Annotated in this window: 9 protein-coding genes and 2 pseudogenes; 4 read left to right on the top strand and 7 right to left on the bottom strand. The window is 58.4% G+C overall.

The window, feature by feature from the left end; genetic code table 11:
• Window positions 1-42 precede the first annotated feature (42 nt).
• From BBF93_RS06660 to BBF93_RS06650, 3 genes are all read right to left on the bottom strand, one after another.
• A complete protein-coding gene (locus tag BBF93_RS06660; protein WP_114105393.1) occupies window positions 43-2,790 on the bottom strand; it encodes a TonB-dependent siderophore receptor in 2,748 nt (915 codons plus the stop codon).
• A gap of 174 nt (window positions 2,791-2,964) precedes the next feature.
• A complete protein-coding gene (locus BBF93_RS06655; RefSeq protein WP_162786445.1) occupies window positions 2,965-3,939 on the bottom strand; it encodes a FecR family protein in 975 nt (324 codons plus the stop codon).
• Window positions 3,940-3,949: 10 nt separating this feature from the next.
• Window positions 3,950-4,603 carry an RNA polymerase sigma factor gene (locus tag BBF93_RS06650; protein ID WP_114105391.1) on the bottom strand — a complete coding sequence of 218 codons (654 nt, stop codon included), beginning with the start codon at window positions 4,601-4,603 and terminating at the stop codon, window positions 3,950-3,952.
• A gap of 494 nt (window positions 4,604-5,097) precedes the next feature.
• Here BBF93_RS06650 and BBF93_RS06645 point away from each other — a divergent pair, with 494 nt between their 5' ends.
• Window positions 5,098-5,766, top strand: a complete 669-nt coding sequence (locus BBF93_RS06645; RefSeq protein ID WP_114105390.1) for an SOS response-associated peptidase — start codon at window positions 5,098-5,100, stop codon at window positions 5,764-5,766.
• A gap of 6 nt (window positions 5,767-5,772) precedes the next feature.
• Here BBF93_RS06645 and BBF93_RS06640 read toward each other — a convergent pair whose 3' ends face one another.
• Both BBF93_RS06640 and BBF93_RS06635 read right to left on the bottom strand, forming a co-directional pair.
• Window positions 5,773-6,261: a thermonuclease family protein gene (locus tag BBF93_RS06640; protein ID WP_162786443.1), complete on the bottom strand. Its 489-nt coding sequence runs from the start codon at window positions 6,259-6,261 to the stop codon at window positions 5,773-5,775.
• Window positions 6,262-6,275: 14 nt separating this feature from the next.
• Window positions 6,276-7,937 (bottom strand): ABC transporter ATP-binding protein, encoded by a 1,662-nt coding sequence (locus BBF93_RS06635; protein WP_162786442.1) that lies wholly within the window; start codon window positions 7,935-7,937, stop codon window positions 6,276-6,278.
• 231 nt (window positions 7,938-8,168) lie between these two features.
• Here BBF93_RS06635 and BBF93_RS19755 point away from each other — a divergent pair.
• From BBF93_RS19755 to BBF93_RS06625, 3 genes and pseudogenes are all read left to right on the top strand, one after another.
• Window positions 8,169-8,366 (top strand): annotated as a pseudogene (locus BBF93_RS19755) (transposase); the annotation flags it as partial.
• A 242-nt stretch (window positions 8,367-8,608) separates the two neighbouring features.
• A pseudogene (locus BBF93_RS19750) lies at window positions 8,609-9,036 on the top strand (integrase core domain-containing protein); the annotation flags it as partial.
• A 140-nt stretch (window positions 9,037-9,176) separates the two neighbouring features.
• The gene (locus BBF93_RS06625) at window positions 9,177-10,850 is read left to right on the top strand and encodes a TOPRIM nucleotidyl transferase/hydrolase domain-containing protein (RefSeq protein WP_114105386.1); all 1,674 of its coding nucleotides are present in this window, start codon (window positions 9,177-9,179) and stop codon (window positions 10,848-10,850) included.
• A gap of 270 nt (window positions 10,851-11,120) precedes the next feature.
• Here BBF93_RS06625 and BBF93_RS06620 read toward each other — a convergent pair whose 3' ends face one another.
• Together BBF93_RS06620 and BBF93_RS19470 are read right to left on the bottom strand one after the other, a co-directional pair.
• Window positions 11,121-17,129, bottom strand: coding sequence for a DEAD/DEAH box helicase (locus BBF93_RS06620; protein WP_162786441.1), 6,009 nt, complete (start codon window positions 17,127-17,129; stop codon window positions 11,121-11,123).
• A complete protein-coding gene (locus BBF93_RS19470; protein WP_162786440.1) occupies window positions 17,126-20,272 on the bottom strand; it encodes an STY4851/ECs_5259 family protein in 3,147 nt (1,048 codons plus the stop codon). Before BBF93_RS19470 ends, BBF93_RS06620 begins: the two co-directional genes overlap by 4 nt.
• Window positions 20,273-20,292: the final 20 nt, after the last annotated feature.

Here is a 20,292-nt window from a genome sequence, read left to right as displayed (position 1 = left end):
AAGATAAAGGCGGCGTTCACAGGGTGAACGCCGCCGCACAGGTCAGAAGGATTTGCTGATATCCAGGGCAATGTACCGCATCAGGGGAGAGGCATTGGCTGGGTCATATCCCGCGATCCGGGCCGTTCCGATTGGGGGCGTTACGGGCGGGCCTTCATCCAGAAGGTTCTGCACGGAGAGGGAAATCCGGGTGCCCTTCAGAAGACCGCGCTCTTCGGGCGCAGCTGTCCATGACAGAGCCACATCGAAGGTCGTCCAGCTGTCAATGGGGACGGCCGCGGGTGTCCGGTCCGTATCATAGCTACCTGTGTGATTGACAAACAGACTTCCCGATAGTCCGTCCCGTGCGTACCCAAGCCGTCCCCGCAGTCTGAGCTCCGCTGGGTTCAGCAGGGTATTCACGACCGGCACAGCCGGTGTGGCAAAGGTTGCCTGCTGATCGAAGTCCAGTATCCGGTTCACATTCAGACCGGCATTGAACTGGCCCCGGTCAGTTTCATACGTGTAGCCAAGATCCACATCGATCCCCCGCGTCTGCGTACGCGACAGATTCCGGACAATCGAGGCATTGTTGATGACACCGATATTGCTGGTTCCGGTCGCGCCTCCAATGAAAGCCGGGCTCTGGCTGAGCGACGCAATCAGTGCATCCACCTCAGCCTGGGCCGGAGAGAAGACAACCGTACCGGGAGGAAGGGCCCCGGGATTCTCCAGAGCTATGAAAGGCGCGAAAGCGGGCACCTGGTTCTGAGGCATAGGTGTCGCGCCGAGCCGGCCTTCAAATTCGGTATCGTAATAGGTCGTATTGATATTCCATCCATGAGCGCCCGTTTGCCCGGAATGATCCGCTCCGAAGGTCAGGGTCCGGGATGTCTCCGGGTCCAGGTCAGCGGCCGTGCCCCCCGCCTGAAGATAATCAACATTGGCGAGCGCGGGGTCCGAAAGCGGCACACCGCCGAGCAGCATACGGATGAACGAAAAAGGCGCAATGACGGCGGAGCGGCCCAGATCCCCCGTGCGCCCCAGGGGCGGCGGTGCAAACGACGTGCTATACGTACCTCGCAGGTCAAGCCCTGAAGCGGGACTCCAGAGCAGTCCGACCTTTGGATTGGTGGTCGTGCCGAAGTCGGAATAGTCGTCCAGCCGTCCGGAGAGATTGAGCTCCAGCCGTCTCAGACCGGGACGCCCGTTTCCGTCTCCGAACAGGGGCAGCAGCATTTCTCCATAGATTGCGCCAACCTCCCGGCTGCCATCCCGGTCGAGCGCGCCGGCCAGACTTTCATTGCTGAACGTCTCGCTCCTTACCTGTCCACCCAGAGCCAGGTTCACGGGGCCGCCGGGCAGGGAGAAAGCAGAGCCGCTGACCAGCACCCCGGCAGACCAGAGGTCAGACCGGGTGAGCCGGCCTGACTCATCCCCCAGCGGCGGCGCCAGCGTAACGGTATCATCCCGATTACGCATCCGGCTGAGATTGCCATCCAGGGTCAGCGTCCATTGGGGAGAGATGTCATATTCGGCCGCGCCGCCCAGCGACAACAGCTCTGAACGGGCATCAAAACTCAGGACAGAACTCGTATTGCTTGCCAGCACCGTAATACTGCGTACGGACTTCTCCGAATAAAGCCCGGTGCCTGATACCCGCAGCGAGGGCGTAATCTCCTGCCGGCCCGACAGGAGCGCGCTATGGCGCATCTGTTTTGGCATCAGATCAAACAGGCCGGCATCCGGAATGGGCTGACCATTGTTGAGCAGGGGAACCGGAATTTCCGGACGGTCTGACAGAGTCAGATTGTCCCGGAATCCGTACTCGTAAACAGCAAGCAGGTTGCCGCTGTCCCAGCCCCTCCCCATCGTCTGGCTGAGCCTGACTTCATTCATGTTGCCATGGGTCACACCGCCGACACGCGCACTTGTTTCGGCGCCCTCATAATCGTCTCGCAGAACAAAATTGACCACGCCCGCGACCGCGTCCCCCCCGTAGATGGAAGACGCGCCATCGGTCAGAACATCAACCCGCTCCAGCGCCGAAATCGGGATCATGGAGAGATCCACAAAGTCACCGATGCGGGAGGTCGGGGCAATCCGGCGCCCGTTAAGGAGCGTAAGGGTTGCGCCCGAGCCCAGTCCCCGAAGGTTGGCGCCCGAACCAAAGGTATTGTTGTAGGTGGAACTGTTGTCGCCAGGAATACCGCTGGGCGCGAACTCGCTTGATCCACCCCCGAAACTTTGCGGCAGCGTCCGGATAAACTGCTCCGTGGTCGTTACACCCGACCCCAGGATGTCCTCCCGGGAATATATCTGCAGTGGCGAGCTCTCCGGCGCGATCCCCCGCAGGCTCGTGCCGGTCACGGTGACCTGATCAATGCGTAGTTCTGTTTCTGCCCGGGCGGGCTCGGCCGTCTCTGGTTCCGGGCGTCTTACCGGCGGCTCACCGGTGGGCTGGCTGTGTGCGGCCACCCTGACGACCCGGAGCGCCCCTGTCTGGCTGGCGCGCACCTCCAGGCCGGACCCGGCCAGCGCCAGCCGTGCCGCTTCGGCCGCGGTATGAGCGCCGGAGACGGAGGGCGCCTGCCTGCCGGCCACCAGGTCTTCAGAAAAGATGATCGGTGTCCCTGTACGCAGGCTGATCTCCGACAGAACGTCCCCCAGAGGGCCGGCCGCGAGGGTAAGTTCCTCTGATGCGGCACCCCCCGAAGTCTGCGCAAGCGCGGTCCAGCAGGGTGCATTCAGGATGAGCGAGAGCGCCGCAGCCCCCGCAAGGCTGCGTTTCAGATTGTTCGTGGACCCCATTTTTTCCTCCGGGCAGATGACCTGCCGCTCCGCCTTCCCGGCGTAGCGATTAGGAGGAAAACGATTGCAGCTGGCGGATCGTAACCCGAGGCGCTGAAAATTCTTCAGACATGTGGCAACGCCCCATATTCCGTTGTCTGACGAAAGAGCAGATCGTCGCGCGTGTCGCAGATCTCAGGGCGTCTCCTGACGCCGCTTATCCGCGCCGGGATGAACCGTGATCACGCTGCCCGACCGCTCAGACCGGGCTTCAAAGTGCAGAAGGACACTTTCCAGGAAGACCTCCTGATTGCCTGCCGGAAAGACGCCTGAGAACCGCGCGCTGGCGAGATCGGTATCTGGAACGCTTAGTCTGGTTTCCGAATACCGGTTCATTTCTTCGATCGCCTCTGCCAGCGGCACATCGCGGAACCGGATCATTCCGGTTTTCCAGCCGGCCGCCTCGGCGACGTCCACATCCGTGATCAGAACCTCGCCGCCCCTGAACTCGAGCTTCTGGCCCGGTGCGAGCCTGTCGGTCCGGGCGTCCCCGGCACGCGAGACCTTCACCGCTCCCTCGATCAGGGTAATGGCGGCCCCTTCCGGGCGCAGCCAGATGTCAAACTCGGTCCCCAGCGCGGTCGTCAGGCTCTCGCCCGCCCGGGCAACAAATGGCACCTGTCCGGGCGCGACCTCGAATATCGCCTGCCCTTCCAGGAGGGTGACCGCCCGCGCCCCGCCGGAATACGTCACTTCCAGCCGGGAGGCCGTATTCAGCGTGACCACGGAACCGTCCGCCAGCGACACCTCCCGGCGCTCGCCGACGGCGGTCGCATACATCTCCACAGCCGGAGCGATCTGCCCGGGCGTCTCCCGATCCGGCTGACGCACCACGACCAGCCCGGCCACCAGCGCCGCGGCTGCGGCCAGGGCCCCTGTCCAGATGGCAACCCGCCTGGCGGGCACCGCCCGCGCCGGCCGGGTAAACCGGGTCCTGTCGAGCGCGTCCAGGCCCGCCTCAACCTGCCGGAAGGCGGCCGCATTGGCGGGATCGCGCTCCCAGATGAGAAAGCGCTGCCAGACATCCGGTGTCACGGCTTGATCCTGCAGCTCGGCATACCAGCCAGCTGCCGCCGTCAACCTTGCCGTGCGCTCTGTTTTTCCGGTCATCTGCCCCTGCTTACCCGGCCGGATCATCATCCTGGCCTTCTGCGTCTGCCAAAGCGATTGCAATCTCTGCAACCGCCCGCGCCACATGCTTTTTGGCAGCCGTTGCAGAAATCGACAACTCCCGGGCGATGTCTTCATAGGAGCGGCCGTCGAACCGATGCAGGCGCAACGCCGCCTGCCGTCTCGGGCTCATGCCCGCCAGAACCTCTTCCACGATCGCAAGGCGCTGCGCATCTATCAGCTGTTTCTCCGGGGTCGGGCTGCGCGGACAGGCCAGCTGCGCGCCCCGCGTGCCAATATCCTCCCCATCCCGGCGGCTGTTCCAGGGCGCGCCGAGATGGTCGAGCGTCTTATTGCGGACCAGCGTGAAGAGCAGCGCCCCCAGCTCCTCAGTCCCCTTATCCGGATAGGCCCTGCGCGCTGACAGGAAAGCGCCCTGCACAATATCTTCTGCATCCGCAGTATTTCTCACCCGCATCCGGCAAAACCGCAGAAGCTGCCGGTACTGACTGCGAAAGACCTCGCCAAGCGCGGGGCCGGCGGGAACGGGCGTGTCAGGCACGCGCGCGCCGCATTCGCCCGATACCGCCTCCGCCACCGTGAGGAGGTCCGTCTCTCCACAGCCCGTCCTGCGCCGGTCCCGATGCGCATCTGAAGAATCCATGCCGCGTCCTCATTGCCAGATCAGGGCCGAAAAACAGGCAGGCAGAAACGTGCAGGCGCCAGATGCGCCTGTGACGAAGCCATCCGCGCAAGAGGACACGGGAGACAGGGTTCATGCTCAACCAGGGTTTCCGACGCCCCGAGCCCTTCCGGAGAAGGTACTGAAGGGAGTCTCTCAAAAACCGGACCGGGTTGCAACCCTAATAGGAAAGAAAGGTGGGCCGTCGGAAAACCGCGAAGCATGAGCAACGGGGCGCAGGTTTCAAACCACGGTTCTTATCGCTGCGCCGGCCCACCCCGGTCCTTCATACCGCGAACTATGCGTGAGACAATGGACTCGACACCGGACCTGAGCCGATTTCTGTACTTGTATGTGGACGGACCAACACACCTCAAGGGCATGCGGACCCCGCGGCTTCCGGTACGCTATGAAAAGCTGATAGAGTTTGATGGCGCACCGCTCTGGCAGATGCGGCATACGGAAAGGATAGCAGGATGTGCGGAAAATTCACCCAGATGGCTTCCTGGCGTGACGTGCACGCCTTCTCTCAGCCTCTGGTTCTGAAGGTCGCCGGAGACGCGGTGGAGACCGCCACGCCGATGCGAACGGCCCATGTCCTGCGCCTCGATGAGGCGGGTGAACGCGTCATGGTGCCCATGCGCTGGGGCTTCTCGCGCCCGGGCGCGGGTGCGCCGGTCCGGCCGGATCATATGCATGCCCGTGCCGAGACCGTCGATCAGCTCCCGACCTTCCGGAAGTGCTTCGCCTGGCATCGGGGGATTCTCCTGGTCCACACCTTCAATGAAGGCGAAGAGCTCGCCAGCGGAAAGACCAGACAATGGGTCATCACACCGAAGGATGGCGAGCCGATTGCGATCGCGGTGATCTGCGCCGCGGTGGGCCAGGGCGACACAGAGCTCTGGACCTTCGTGCAGGTCACCACCCCCGCCAACCAGTTGATTGCGCCGCTGACCGACCGCATGCCCGCAATCCTGCCTCGGGAGGCATGGCCCCTGTGGCTTGGCGAGACAGAGGCTACGCTGGCGGAGATCAAAGCCACCCTGACAACCTACGAGGATGAGGGCCGCTGGGAAATCGCCCCGCAGGCGCGCCCGTCTGCAAAGACGCGGCCGGGCCCGCCTCAGTCCGATCTCTTCAGCTAATCCGGGTCAGTCATAATTGCGTGAGCCCCAGAGATCGTCCGGACAGCTGAGCCCCCATATCCCGGCCTTCGCAGACCGGGCGGCGCGTTCATCCGCGGCGAAATCCCCGTTGCTGTAACGCGGCCAGTCGCGCCCCCAGCCCGCGCGGACAAGCTGGCTTTCCAGGCTCTTGCCGCCCGCCTCGCAGCGACCGACTTTGCGGTCATAGCGATCGATCTCCAGGATCGTGCAACTGACCGTCCGGGCACCAATCATGTCCGAGAGCGCCAGGGCAGCCTTCTGATAGACATTGACTGTCCCGCAGCGTTTGCCCCGTTCAGGCGTATCAATCCCGCTGAGCCGGATACGCTCTCCATGGATTTCGATCGTGTCGCCATCAATGACCGACGCCGTGCCCTCCAGCCGATCTTCAGCCGCGCCATAGGCCATTGCGGCGCTGCACGCCGCCAGGCTGATCAGGCCCGCCAGAAGAGCGCCGAAGAACATCTGCGTCATGATCCGCTTCCTCATCATACCTGCCCGCCTTCCTGTATCTGCCACATCGCTGCATAAGCGCCCCCGGCCGCCAGCAGCGCATCATGTGTCCCTGACTCCACCACGCGCCCCTGCGACATCACGATGATCATATCCATGTGCCGGACAGTCCTCAGCCTGTGCGACGCAAGGATCAGCGTGGCCTCCCCGAAGCCGGTCATCAGTTCCGCAAGAATGCGGGATTCGGTCTCCGGATCGAGAGCGGAGGTGGGTTCATCCGCCAGGACAAGGCGCGGGCGCCGCATCAGGGCCCGCGCGATCGCTACCCTCTGGCGCTCGCCGCCCGAAACCAGCGCGCCGCCCTCCCCGGTTTTCCGTTCCGAGAGCGCGCTCAGCCCGACCCGCCGCAGAACGCTATCAACCGACTCTAGAGACGCAAACCTGTCGGGAAAGCCGACATTGTTTGCCAGGGTGTCATTGAAGAGACCGGGCGTCTGCGGAATGAACGCGATCTCATCGCGCCGGGCTATCTGAGGCACCTCGTCGATCCGGACCTCCCCGCTGTTCGGCACGCAGAAACCAAGCAGCAGTCTCAGCAGCGTGGACTTGCCGCTGCCCGAAGCGCCCACCAGACCGATCTTTGCCCCCGGCCCGATCTCCAGCGACACATCTGACAGGATCGGTGCCTTGCCGTCCGGCGCGTAGCTGACCTGCGCGAGGCTTATGCCCATCCCGCCGGAAGCGGGAATTTCCTCGCCTCGCAAATCAACCGCCTCAGGTCCCGCCTGCAGAATGCCCGTCAGCCTTTCAATGAAGGCCGCGCCCTGCCCCAGATCGCGGGCGGCATAGCCCAGCAGTTCGATGGGCCGCACGATCTGGAGCATATAGGCGCTGACAAGCACGAAAGCGCCGGGCGTCATTTCTCCGGCCGCGATCTGACCCGCCGCCAGGGTCAGGACGGTCAGCAGGCCGGCCGCGAAGATTGCTGTCACCAGCAGTCCGTTGCGTAACCGGATGCCATGGAAGCGCCGCCAGCGGCGGCGCGTTTCAAGCAGCGTCTCATCCAGCCGCTGCTCAATTTCAGCCTCGCCGGAAAACGCCTTCACCGTTTCGATATTGCGCAGGCTGTCGGCGAACCTGGTCGTGACCTCAATCCGCGCGGACGACACCTCCCGGCTCGCCGCGAGCACCTTGCGTGCGCCGCCAGCGAACACCGCCCCGTACAGAAGCGCGCAGACCCCGAATACAGCCAGAAACGCTGCGTCCAGCGCATAGGACAGAATCGCCGCCATGATCCCGATTTCCAGAAAGCCCGGCAGCAGGGTGAACACGCCATGCTGCAGCAGGAGACGGTAGCCCTGCAGCCCGTTTTCCAGGGTCTGGACCAGCGCGCCGGACGGGTGGCGGTCAAAGAGGCGCATGGGCAGGCTCAGGATGTGACGCGATACATTCAGCGTCAAGACACGGAGGATGTCCTGCTCGGCCCTGGCATGAAAAAAGGTCCGCCCCTCCCCGGCTGCGCGGGCCAGTCCCAGGCAGGCCGCATAGAGCCCAACCAGCAGGAAGACCGAGGCCCCTCCGGCCACAAGCTCATCGACCAGACCGGCCAGCACCACAGGCGCAAACGCGCTGAGCCCGGCCCCGGCCAGCACACAGCCCAGCGCCAAGAGGAGCGAGGCAGCGCTCCGGCGTTCCAACGCGCGAGCAAGCGGCCCTAGAGCGCGCCAGACGCTCCGGACTTCCTGCGGCGGCGTGCCTTTCTGCGACATAGCCAACATTACTTTAGATAGAGCACGAATTCTACCTAAAATACGGCATATTGCCTGCCTTTTAGATCAATCTGATCCGTCTAATGATGGGCGTTCACCCCAATAAAACTCCCGTCAGACAGGGGAGCCGCTCATTAAGGTATCGAAGCCTCCTTCGCCCGGGTGCACTTCCAGAGGAATGTCGCGGCCCATGCCGGTAAGAGCAGCCGGCGCGTCGTCACAGTATTCATCACCACGGCCTTCGCCTAGAACGACTATGTCTCTGCAAAGACCCAGTGACGCCATGTCGCCGATCACATGCGGCCGAAACTACCCAAGCTCGCCGGGCTAATTAATGAGGGAGAGAAAATGCTTCTCCGCCAATGTCAAAACGAATTAAATCTTTGTTTTAACTTAATTATCTTAAAGCGCCGTGTAGCAACTTGTGCAGCACTTTTCAAGGCGCACAACTATGAGTTTGAATGTCGATCCCTAGATCAAGGTTGGTCAGCGATACGCTGCTGAAATTGGTCTGCCTACCGAAAAGTGGTCCGAATTTGAGTTGATCCCGGCTCCGATTTTGGAGGTTATACATGGGCAAGAGAGTCAAACCTCAAGAGATGCTGAGCGTGATCGACGAGCACACACGAGAGTGCCTCGCGACCCGCGTTGGCGCAAGAATTCCTCAAGGGTTGTCCTATGCACACTGAGCGACTTGTTCGTTCGTTACAGGGCACCTGAACACATACGATCCGACAACGGCCTCCGAGTTCATTGCCACAGCTTTGCGCGAATGGCTTGAACGGATCGGCGTAAAAACGCTCTATATTGAGCCGGGGTCACGATGGAAAACGGTTTCTGCGAAAGCTTCAACAGCAAGCTGTGAGACGAGTTGCTGGCGAGGGACATCTTCTTCGATCTGCGCGAGGCAAAGATCCTGAACGAAGCTTGGCGGCAGCACTACAACACCGCTCGGCCGCACTCGTCCCTAGGATACAAACCACCCGGCCCAAAAGCCGACTTGCCCGCAGCGTTCATGCCGCCTTAATATGGGGATGTGGCAGAATGAACGCTGCTACCTTGAAACCGCCGGGCTAACAAATCTGGTGGACCACCGCTAGGATGTCCAACACGCCTCTTCTTGATCTCCCACCGCATCCTGGCCGCCTCATCTTGGAGAAGGGCAGGATGATGGCTGTACGGCTGCTGAATGCTCGCAAGTTTGTGGCGTACTGCAAAGAGCGCGACATTGATGTGTCCGCGGAAAGGTTAGTCAGGCTGGAGCGCCTCGGAGTCTTTCGGCCCGTTTTCAGATTCCAGGCGGATGATACTCTAACAGTGAAGCTTGAGGTACCGGGCGACCAAACGACCACGTGGTTTGAAAACAGATGGGCGCTTGATAGCTACGCGCCAAGTGCAAACTACGACATTCCGCTCCCCAACGACGAAAGTAGTGCCGCCTATTACTCTATCTTTCAAATTGACCACCTCTGCTTGGTGCTCAACGCTTTCAATATGAACGTCCAGCTGGATAGATTTCTTGAATACTCGAATGAACCACTAGACTGGGAGAAGATTGGCGAGCGCTGGCTCGCCTACGGCGATATGGCTCTGAAATCCAAACGGAACCATACATTTCGTCCTGCTATTGCGCTCCTATGCCAGTACATTTCCGACAGGTACTATCCGCAAACACAAACCAACAAACGCACAATCACCATAAGCGGACCCGGCGGCTTCTCTGAAGACGAGTGGATGTTGGTCAATGGACTTGATTGGGACTGGTACCAGTATACGAGAAACTTTGATCCTAAGGAAGTCGAGGCACGCTTCGCCCTGACACCGGAGGTTTTGCGCCACGCTTACGAGACCCTTGGTAGCGCTGCGAGCCGCTGTGACCCAATCGATAGTTGGGCCAATCTTGTTGAGTTTGTTAGCCTGTACCAGAAGAAAAAACTAAAGGGTAAAGCCCTTCGCGCACAATCGATGCGCGAAGCGGCGAATATGTTACGCCTGCTGTACAAGTCTCTATACGGAGAAGATCTGAGACCAACTCACCAAATACACGGACAAGTGATTAATCACTTCCCTGAGCTGGATCAGCGCAATGATGTGCGTCGGCATCTCGAGTTTGTGGTCAACCAATACGATCTCAACCCCCAACCGAAACTGGTCCTTTTTGTAGAGGGAGAGAGCGAAGTCGTCCTCATCGAGGCCGTGTTTCGCGACTTGTTCGGCACGCATCCAGGAGCTTCGGGGATAGAAATTGTCAACCTCCAGGGCGTCAACAACGCGACCGGAAGCAAGAAGGAAGACCGGTTTAAAGCGATCTTCCGGCTGGTTGACTATCTGCATCACCATCAGACGCTTACTTACCTTATCTTGGACAACGAAAATCAGGCCAGCAAACTAAAGGCCGCCGCTTCCGAAACCAGGTCGCTTCATGGGCAAAGCCGGATGGCTGTACCGCCTGACCACATACAGCTTTGGGAAGTGAGCTTGGAGTTCGACAATTTCTCCGACGATGAAATCGCTTCAGCGCTTACAGCCATCACCGATGGCCGCTGTTTTTTCAACGCGAATGAAGTGCACACCGCCCGGGAAGATAAAATGCCTGGTAGCGCTCTTACGGCGCTCTTTAGGAGTAAAACAAACTACGGGCTGAATAAGCCCACGCTCGCCACCGAGCTTGCGAAAATCCTGACCGATCGGTCGTCGGAACGAAGGACCTCCGATCGCCCGATTGTAAAATTGCTAAAGATTGTACGAACACTGGCGTTACGAAACCCGTTTCCGACACGGCAGAAATCCTGGCTAGTAAATCAGGCATCAAGCTTTCTGGGCGGCGTCAAAAAAACCTGATTACCATCAATCTGAGAAGCGGGAGCACACCGAACAGGCCACCGCTGCACACACCCAGCAGGCGCCTCACCTGCCACTGAACTTTCATCCTGCCCCCGGCCCCTGAAACTCCGGGCATGATTTTGCAGATGCCCCCTCCTTGATCTGCGCCATCTAGTTTGGAAATTCTGTTTGCATCAAACTCGCCTGCTTCCTCCTAGAAAAAATTGTCAACGGCTTCCCCCACCCCAACCTCAAACGGGCGCTCAATGCCTTAGTTCGGAAGTGCTTCTATTTCATAGTGACAGCAATCGGCGCACAATCTGCTCCCAATGTAGAGACTCGAAATTCAGAGCTCATCAGTTGCTTTGCTTGCAAACTGAAAGCCGCAGAAAAATCGTGACGAACGTGCTTTTCCACTTTCCAGGCGCCAAAGCCTTGATCGAGCAAAATCGTAACCTTCCGGCCGTCCGTAAGTTCGACCTCAAAAGCTCGGTGATGAGGCAAGTCATTCTTACGCGAGATACTCACGTGCGCACTTGATAGCATTGCACACAGAACATGCCTCCTCATTTCATCCGTCGGAAAACCATCGTGAAGCAGCTGCGCGTTTACCTGCGGGCGATCGGCGGCGCCAAGCCTCAATGAGATCGCCGCCCCTTTTTGGCTCGGCAGGTTTCGAATAACTTCCATCAACAGTCTCAAAGTGTAGGGCTGAAGTAAGTAGCGATCGCTGTACGATAGACTGACGACCCCAACTGTTTTCATCGCGGCCACAACAAGAGGCGTCTCTTTCGCAACGTACCCCCAGAATCTTTTTCCGAACTCAGCAACTGGACCATTCATTGATGCAGATGGCCAAAGCAGTTGGGCGTTCCCGGTGCTGAGCTCGACAACCTTCTGTATGGATAGCATTGGCCCCTCGATAATACTCGGTGCCTGACCCATGATGAGCGGTGACGCGCTGCCGCTTCCCCAATTGAAACCTGGAGCAGATTCAGCTCTGCTTGTTACCGCAATCGCCTCCGATCGTCCCGCTCGATCTATCATCCGAACAATAATAGGACAACCACGCGCGTCGGGGAGATTACTGGTTCGGTGAAATCCTCCAAATGCAGATAGTCCGTGGACTGCTAGCTTTCTACTCAAATCGAAGTCTGCATTCGTTAGCGTGTCGTCAGGCATGTGGAACTTTATCTTGACGCTGGCTTCTTTGAGTTTGGAAAGAATGGCGGTGAGCTCCCAGCTACCGAAGTCCCACTCACCCGGTTTCCCGTGGAGCCAAACATCCACCTCAGACAATGTGCCGCTCCGGAGCCTGCTGGTGATTTCCTTGACGGCCGAACGACCAACAAGATGGCTATCTTTTTCAAAGACCCGCAGCGATTCAGGCAAATTGAGGTGGGGGATCAACAGTTTGACCAAGGTCAGCGCTCCAGGACGATCAATCACAGTATCACGCTGATTTAGATCGGGACGAAGAATACAGGCGGGGCAACCTGATGCGCAGCTTTCTGGACAGTCGAGCAACTCCTGGGCGCGTGAAAGGGCGGAAGACAGCATTTCAAGTTCACCCAAACGCGCAGAGAGACCCGCCCCACCAGCCGCGCGATCATAAAGATATATCGAGAGCAAATTTTGGTTCGCTGCCCCGAGCGACCGCCCAAATGACGGGGCCACTTCTTCTGATTCTACCCCCAGTCGTTCGGTAAGAGCTTCCCGAAGCCCCGCGGCTAACCCCAGGGCTGATGCTTCCGTGACGTTAGCGGGCAGTTGCCATTCCCAGACGTCGGTTTTTGTTACTTGCGCAAGATGCACATGTCTTTGGATGCGCTGCGGATTGTCCGAACCGGAACAGTACCCGTCGCGTGTCACAACGGTCTTTCTTCCACGAAATAAAGGATAATGAAGACGCATGGAGTCTGGCAATTGCGCTGCGACACCAAGATTTGGTTCATTCATCGCATCGGCGCGACCGCAGTCTAAGCAGATGGCATAACCGCCGCCCTTGTCCCCAGCCGATGTCGAAGCAAGTTGCCCGCTAGCGTCCGTCCGCATGCGGCCTGCACCTTCAGTAAAAGCAACCCAATCCCCATTCTGTGCTGACAGTCGCGATACTTCTGCTGGTACATAAGCTAGGTATTCGTATCCGACGTGAGCCGTTGTCGCGCCGAGAAACCCTGATGGACGAAGAACGCTTTTCAGCTCCAATTCCGGATGCTCACAGACTGGACAATCTGTCGGCTGTTTCGTTACGAGCCCAAAAGCGTTGCAGGATCTGCATGACCAGAGTGTTCGCAAATCTTCTAGACGAGAAGCGTCTATTCCCCCTTCCCAGGCAGGAAGGATACCCTCTGACTTGTGAACCAGACCGTCGATTACAACTTCCGAACCCGGAGCGTATTCTCGAATTGCCTGATCGAGTGTTCTCGCAGCGGTTCCACGACTATAAAGGCTAAATCCTTGGGGGCTTTCGTTCGGTTTGTGTGCCAAGTTTGTGAATGTAACAACATCGGTCGGGAAGCCATAAGCCGGTGTGAAACCGCGTCGAGCAAGTTCCCCTAAAAGAAATTCACCAGAAAGTCTTTTTGCTCGGAGTGCCTGTGCGGCTTTGCTCTCTTTATCAGGTGCAGCAGAAGCGCCATCTAGCAGCAGCCGGTACTCATCGCGCCAACGCATGACGAAATCGTCGAAGGCCAATTTGCAGGCGCTAACAAGGAGACTTGTTTCTGAGCCGGCCAAGATCGTACCCATCACGAGTGTTTTCAGGTGATCTGCTTGACCTTGCCCCCAGTCGCCTCCCAAATCTTCAAGAAAGGCGTCTGCCAAGTTGTCCTTTTCAACTATCTTGCCGAGGTCTTCTGTTGCCCCCAAAAAGGCCCCCACACTTCCTCTGACGTTTACGCCTCCTTTGCTGGCAAACCAGGAAGACAAAAGGGCGGCGTTAACGTGCCGCTGAACGAGCCGCGCTGAATCAAACCATACCTTAGGGGCCGCAATGGCCCGGCTGAGGAACCCCGCAGGGTTGTCAAATACGCGTCGATCGAGCGGCAAATCGCGACAGTAAGTCAAGGTAAAGGCCCAGGGGTCGCCGCGGCGCCCTGCTCGGCCCGCGCGCTGGCGATAATTGGAAAGCGCCGGGGGGACATTTCCGTTAACAACAAGGCGCACGTCTGCGATATCAACGCCCATCTCCATGGTTGTCGAACAGTTCAGGAGATTGATGTCCCCCTCTCGAAACTTGTCCTCATAGCGTTGAAGAACCGGGCGGGCGATCTGCGCTGAATGCTCTTGTGCCCGAATGAACGCAGCGAACGAAGCAAGTCTGTCGTGCAGATCGCTCCAGAGACCGCGTTCACGCAATTGTGCGACGTCGGAATTCGTTTCGCACCAAGCATGAACTTCGGCCCTTTGATGGGGCGTGAGTCCGCCCGCATTCGCATGCTTGAGCCTCGGAAAAGAAACCTCAACCATCTCTTGCGTCGGGTCTGTAGGACTCAATCCATCTAAACTGTAGCCATAGGGTCGCCGGGTGACTGGACAAATCCAAGCGTGATCCAGTCGTATTACGGCGGCGTTTGTTTCGAGATCTAGCCGATAGGCACCTTGACCGGCATCGATCGCCGCAGTTGTTGTGATGAGTGACCAAAGAGCTTGGAGGACCTCTTCCGTTCGATCTTGATCTGATTTCGAGTCTGGGTCTCCCTTCGTCAGGGTATAAATTGTTTCGACGAGACCAGACATGCGGCCTGCTGATTTCCGAGCAGTGGGCCAGAACATTGCGTTCTTTGTACTGACGCTTTCTCGGGGCATATCGGCCGCAAAAATGGAACGGAGCCCCGGACGTCTGGGGTTGATGATGCTTGAAAGCAATGGATCATGAAGGTGGACCGCAAAGTTGTTTCTAAACACACGGTCGACAGCCATAAGCGCAAGTGCCGTCCATCCCTGGGATGTCAATCCGGCTTCGCGCAGCGGCATTGGAACCGTTTGCAACTTCGCACGATCTTCGAGTTTCGGCAGCGAAAGGCGCAGCAGCCCCATGGTCTCAGGATTGTTCTGAACACGAGGCCGGCGGAAAAGTTCTCGAAAGATAAACGCCCGCGCTAGCGACTGCGGACTACTCGCGAAGTTTCCACCAATACGGCGCTCTTTCCATACTTCTCCGGCAAACTGTTCGAGATCGGCATGTGCAGAAAATCTGTTGATCACCGCTGACCACGGAATCGGAGCTGGATTGTCCCCGATCATTGTGGCGAGCTGCCTTTCGTATCCCAACGCCAATTCATCTTCGCCGACTGCCCTTAACGCCGAGATGGTTTTATTCAGTGTTGCAATGTCTTGGCTATCGGTTGACTTTCCCTCTTGGACGAGGTGCCAAAGGAAGGACCGTGTAAGCGTTCGCTCAGCTTCTTGTTGCAGCTTTGCAGCTAGTCGAGCGACCCCTTGCCTGCTGTCTGAAAATGTCAGCGCACGTCGTCCGTTGGCCGGGAGCCCGGACTCTCCCATGGGCGGAGCGAGATCTTCCAAAACGCCGGGTAGCGTTGCTCCCATAAGAAATGCCGGCCCGAAGCGAAGCCCTTGTAGCCGAACACGGCCTGCGTTTGCACAGCAGCGTCTCTCTTCTGGCTTCGTAAACAATTTAAATGGCCAAGCTGGACTGCCATCTGGTGCCGCGTTGTCCCAGACACGACCATTTGCATCGAGCCATATACCCGCGCCATAGGCGAGCCACGCCTCACCGACCTCATCGGTAGCGGCATCGTCCTCGTCCGGCTCGCCATCCAGAGCGAAGTCATCACCTTCGACAGCGCTGGGAGATTCGAACCGTGGCTCAACACCCCCCGACAATTTGCCTTGAAGATAGGTTGTGCCGCATTCGGTGCAGCTCACGAGCTCGTATACCGGGGCACCGCAGTCGCATTGCGAACGCGCGGAGAGGTATACTGCGCCAAAATTCCAATCCGCTGTCGGACTCAGGAGTTCGGCGCTACGGTGCGGGCAGGATTTATCAGGACAGGCCCAGACACCGCCTTGAGCGCGTTGAAAAACATGTGCGCGCCAGGGCATCAACGGTTGCCCCTGCCGTGTCGCGCGGGCGGCGAAGTTTAGAACGCCATAAGCGTCCCCGCGGCGACTGGAATCGTCAAATATAAGCTGAGCCACTTTCGTGAGGCTCACTGGCTGAACTGAAAGTTCGCGGCGCAAGGTTTGTAGTCTCGGGTGTGCTGAAAGCAACGCACCGGTTTGTTCCGGACTAAGCGTAGCAAGTTCCCGAACTTCAAGAGCTACATCCGGCCCCGGCGGCGGGAGAACGAGATCCTCGGTTTGGCCCTCAACGACTTCAACTTTTTCCTCTGGGCGACCAGAGAGAGCAGCCGTGAATGACCGGAGCTTGGCCGAAGCGTTTAGCTCTCCTCCAATTGTTGCCGATGTTGCCATCAGCCTCACATTTTCTGGCTTCACCCCGAAGGCTGACCGCACACGCCTCAGCAACAAGGCCATCTCGGCAGCTTGGGAACCTACGTAAGTATGCGCCTCATCAAGCACGATCCAGCGCAAAGCACCTTGGCTGGCTTCCAAGATCGCCCGGTCCTGCGACCGAAGAAGCAAGTACTCGAGCATTGTGATGTTTGTAACGAGAATCTCAGGCGGTGATTTGCGTATAGCTTCACGACTTCTGAGCTCGGTTTTGCTTGATTTGACGATTGCTTCTCGCTCGCTCTCAGGGGTATCCCCATTGTAAAGCGCAAAGCGTACCTTGCCTCCCAAGCCCGACACCCAAGCCGCCAGCCTTTCACGCTGGCTCTCAATCAACGCGTTGAGAGGGTAAAGAAGAATGGCACGCACACCTCCCTTCAGAAGCGGTTTGTCCAGGACATCTTGGAGGATTGGGATGAGGAAACATTCTGTTTTCCCTGCCCCAGTGCCAGCCGTCACGAGAACCGATTTGTCCTGACCTAAGCTAGCCTCCCAGGCAGCCAGCTGATGGGCATACGGCGCCCTGTCACGAGGCATGCGCTGCGCCCCCGCAGAATCCAGTGCTTGAACCAAAGCTGGCGCGAGTAGCTTTCCCGAAAGCGCGTCGAGACTTGTACCTGAAGATTTCCAAGTACGAGCGGCTTCAAAAACGGGGTCTGCAAGAAAGGAGCCGTTTGCACCGGCAGGCGCGGCGAGCTTGCTTAAAAGGAACTGATTCAAGCCGGGAGAACTAAGACGCGATCTGGCGACAACAGCCCGGGCCGATCGCGTAGACAAATGGCTTAGAGCGACTTCTAGACCAGAGTCCGAGTTCTTCATGGTGTCATTTCCAAAGCAATTGAAAGGGCGGCGGGGAGCGCGTTGTCGAACCATTGAGGGTCTGCCCACCTAAGCGCGATGAGCCGCAAAACTTCATCTGACGTCGGCTGGGGTCTCAGACCTGATGCAACTTCGGCAACAACAAGGGGCGCATGGAGAAGAGGCTGAATCTCATCGCTCAATCGACCAGGCGGGGATAGTCGAACTGACTGAACCTGGCCTACGCCTTGAGGCAAATCCTCAAAGCGACGGGCGGCGTCCTGCGCAAATCGTTCAAGACGATTTTGAGGCCCTGCGACGGCAAGCGGAAAATCCGCACCCGCATCTGAATGCGCTAAGGGCGATAAACTCGCGGCCCTAAAGGCTTGCCCGAGATGCGTGAGCAGTTCGGGCCTCAACGCGACGATTTCGCCGGCTGTGCGCCTGAGCGCTTTCTCTGCGGCTTCGAACGCCGGATCTCCTGTAAGTCCGGCCACTTCAAGGCGCGCTAGGAGGTCCTCTTTTACGAAAATCACTGCTTCGGCCCAGGCTGAACAAGGCACCAGGGGCCACCAAAGCGGCGCTTCTGTTTCAAGGTCTAGTGCAACTGAACGCTCATTGCGGTTTGCGAGTAGGAGGTGTGCGACGGCGGCTGCAGGGACTGTCGCGAGCGCCTGAACTTGATCTAAGGATCCTGCATCGCCCCTGCCCTCCCGCCGGATGGCCTTGATAAGGTCCCATTGAGAGCGCCAGTAATTCGTCGTCGGTGCAGTTAGACTGCGTTTGCTCTCGGCTGAGTATTGGTTGATCCGATCTTCTCGGTTCGTTAGCTGAAGAGGCTGTGAAGACCAAACAAAGGGACGCATAATTCCGCGAATTTCTGATCTGCCTTGGACAAGCCAGACAGAGGGCCGATCATCCTGAAGCCATTCAGATAGATCCACGGATGAATGCGTTTCTCTGGTTTTTGTATTCGAAGGTTCATCTAGGCGAACTGCAAACAGACTTGTTCTGCCAGCGCCCAAGTGCCTTACTGCCTTCGTATCTTCACAAGTCCAATCATATCGGCCGACTTCGATCCTAGGCGTCTCTGTTCCACCCGCAGTGAGACGCACATGCACTCGGCCGTCCGCTCCACAAAGTGACAGAACTTGCGCTAGCAATGGCCTGAGCGACGCGAGCCTCACGTCTCCTGCTGTTTTGAAGCCCACGGCAACACCCGAACCGGCCCGTTGGAGCAACACCGCTCCACCGTGTTGGGGAAGCTGTCCTCTCCAGCCCAACAATCCAGGCAAGGAAAGCGGAAGGTTCTGAGATAGTCTTTGACCTTGAGGATCGATAAGCATGCCGGTGTGCGATGGCCACGGGGCGTCAAGCTCAATCAATCGACCAGTCTTCGGGTCGAGAATTCTAAGTTCGATGACCCCTGGCAATCCTTTTACTTTGAGCGAAGCCGCCAGACGTCCACTTGAATCTGCAACGCCAAGAACCTGCTGGCCATTTGCACTAAGAACTATATGCCAACCGATAACTAGCCCTTCGGCCTCGAGCTTTACTTCGCCCGCAACGCGCTCCATGAGTTTCAGTTTTAGCGACTTCGGCAAAACAATCAGCCGAAGCCGAGCGAGCACTGCCTCATCTTCGGTCCAATCCACAGCGACGCCGCCGAGCAAACGCGGAAGATCTCGGTACTTCAGTCCACGCCGAATCTGAGTTGGAGAGCGTTCACCGATCGCTCCAAGTATTTCAGGCGATCCAAGCCAAACGGGCGCGCCGTTTCGCAAAGAAAAGCCGTGAAGGAGATCGCCAAAAACAACGAGGCGATGAGGGGCCTCCTCAGCGTCAGAACCGGTTTCAAACTTCAGTCTTTGGCTACCAATCTGAACCGCACCCGATCCACGAAGCGCCCAGACGAGCCCGCCGGGTCCCTCGACTGGCTCACTCATGGTAACTTCGCCTAGTACCGTAGGCGTTGCGTTTCTGGCTGCTAACAAAAACACTTCTGGCGCTTTGGTGCGTCCGCCTCCCGAAAGCGAAACTAATGCGTCTGGCACCTGTGAATCAAATTCTGTAGGGCGCCAAAGCGAAGGCGCTTCATCAGGTGCAGGCACGCCGGCATCCAAAACCACGTCACCGAGTGCGCGGCCATCGGCATACGCGGCCAATACAATTGGTTCATGAGGAGCGACAGGCACGAAGATGTCTGCTTCTGTCGAGAATGTAGACCTTAATCGCCAACCTCCTAGAGCGTCCGGAACCGCAAGGAATGTTGCGCCGCTTGATGCAGCAAGCCTGAGGCGCAAAGAGGGCTCGACACTCGGCAGGGATTGCTTGGCTATGAGCGCGTCTGTTGCAATCGCAGCAATACCGATCCAACCAAGACCATCAGCGCGCCGCCGGAGCTCACGCCGCACGGGTGCGGCGTTGTTCGTCGATTGGGCTTTTTCAGCGGTTAGCGCAGGACGGATCAGCGACTCGAATGCTGTCGATGAAAGGCGAAGTGGAAGCTCTTGCCGCCAATTCTTCAGGTTGCTGTCGAGCCATGCTTCAGCCGCGAGGGATGGAATCTGAGCAGGGATTGACTGTTTGAGCCTATCGATTGCTTGAGCCAGCTCCGACAACATCATCGCGATGTCGTCGCTGTGAAAGGCTTCTGGCAAGCTATGAATGGCCCGCTGTGCTGCGGCATCTGCAAACTGTGGGCTCGCTGAGCCGGCCATCTCTATTTCCGCGATCAAACTAAGTAGAGCATTCCGATACCTGTTGGCATTTTGAATCACCAAGTCAGGAAGCCCGCCTTCGACTAGCAAAGAGTATAAGAACCGTCGGTCACCGTTGCTGCTTAGGCGCAGAGGTCTGCGCCAGAGTTTCAGCCCAAGTTCTGTAAGTTCGACGGCCGTCGCTCTGTCAGAGGGCAGCGCAAGCCCTTCAAACAAGAACTCCCAAGTGAGCTGGCCACCCGGAAACTCGCGCCGCATCCTCTCGGCGGACCAAATTGTGAATGCCTGGCAGGTGAAACTCAGCTTCTGCCCAGAGGCGACGCGAAACCTTAAGACCTGCCCCAGCTTTGTGTATTCTTCATCTGACAGGTCGTAGGCATATAGGGGGCGCCCATCCGGCGCTTCCAAACCGCATCTTGCGAGCACGTCTCGAACAAGCTGCATGAATCCTGCCTCTGACGACT

The sequence above is a fragment of the Hyphomonas sp. CACIAM 19H1 genome, assembly GCF_003325995.1.
GTDB classification, from domain to species: domain Bacteria; phylum Pseudomonadota; class Alphaproteobacteria; order Caulobacterales; family Hyphomonadaceae; genus Hyphomonas; species Hyphomonas polymorpha.
Note: the sequence above shows the minus strand (reverse complement) of the source record. Positions and strands in the feature narration are given on the sequence as shown.

Bases quoted from the DNA above. Each gene is read 5' to 3' on its own strand.
- BBF93_RS06620 (WP_162786441.1), bottom strand. From the start codon at position 17,129: ATGAAGAACTCGGACTCTGGTCTAGAAGTCGCTCTAAGCCATTTGTCT.
- BBF93_RS06660 (WP_114105393.1), bottom strand. From the start codon at position 2,790: ATGGGGTCCACGAACAATCTGAAACGCAGCCTTGCGGGGGCTGCGGCG.
- BBF93_RS06645 (WP_114105390.1), top strand. From the start codon at position 5,098: ATGTGCGGAAAATTCACCCAGATGGCTTCCTGGCGTGACGTGCACGCC.
- BBF93_RS19470 (WP_162786440.1), bottom strand. From the start codon at position 20,272: ATGCAGCTTGTTCGAGACGTGCTCGCAAGATGCGGTTTGGAAGCGCCG.
- BBF93_RS06625 (WP_114105386.1), top strand. From the start codon at position 9,177: ATGATGGCTGTACGGCTGCTGAATGCTCGCAAGTTTGTGGCGTACTGC.
- BBF93_RS06650 (WP_114105391.1), bottom strand. From the start codon at position 4,603: ATGGATTCTTCAGATGCGCATCGGGACCGGCGCAGGACGGGCTGTGGA.
- BBF93_RS06655 (WP_162786445.1), bottom strand. From the start codon at position 3,939: ATGACCGGAAAAACAGAGCGCACGGCAAGGTTGACGGCGGCAGCTGGC.
- BBF93_RS06640 (WP_162786443.1), bottom strand. From the start codon at position 6,261: ATGACGCAGATGTTCTTCGGCGCTCTTCTGGCGGGCCTGATCAGCCTG.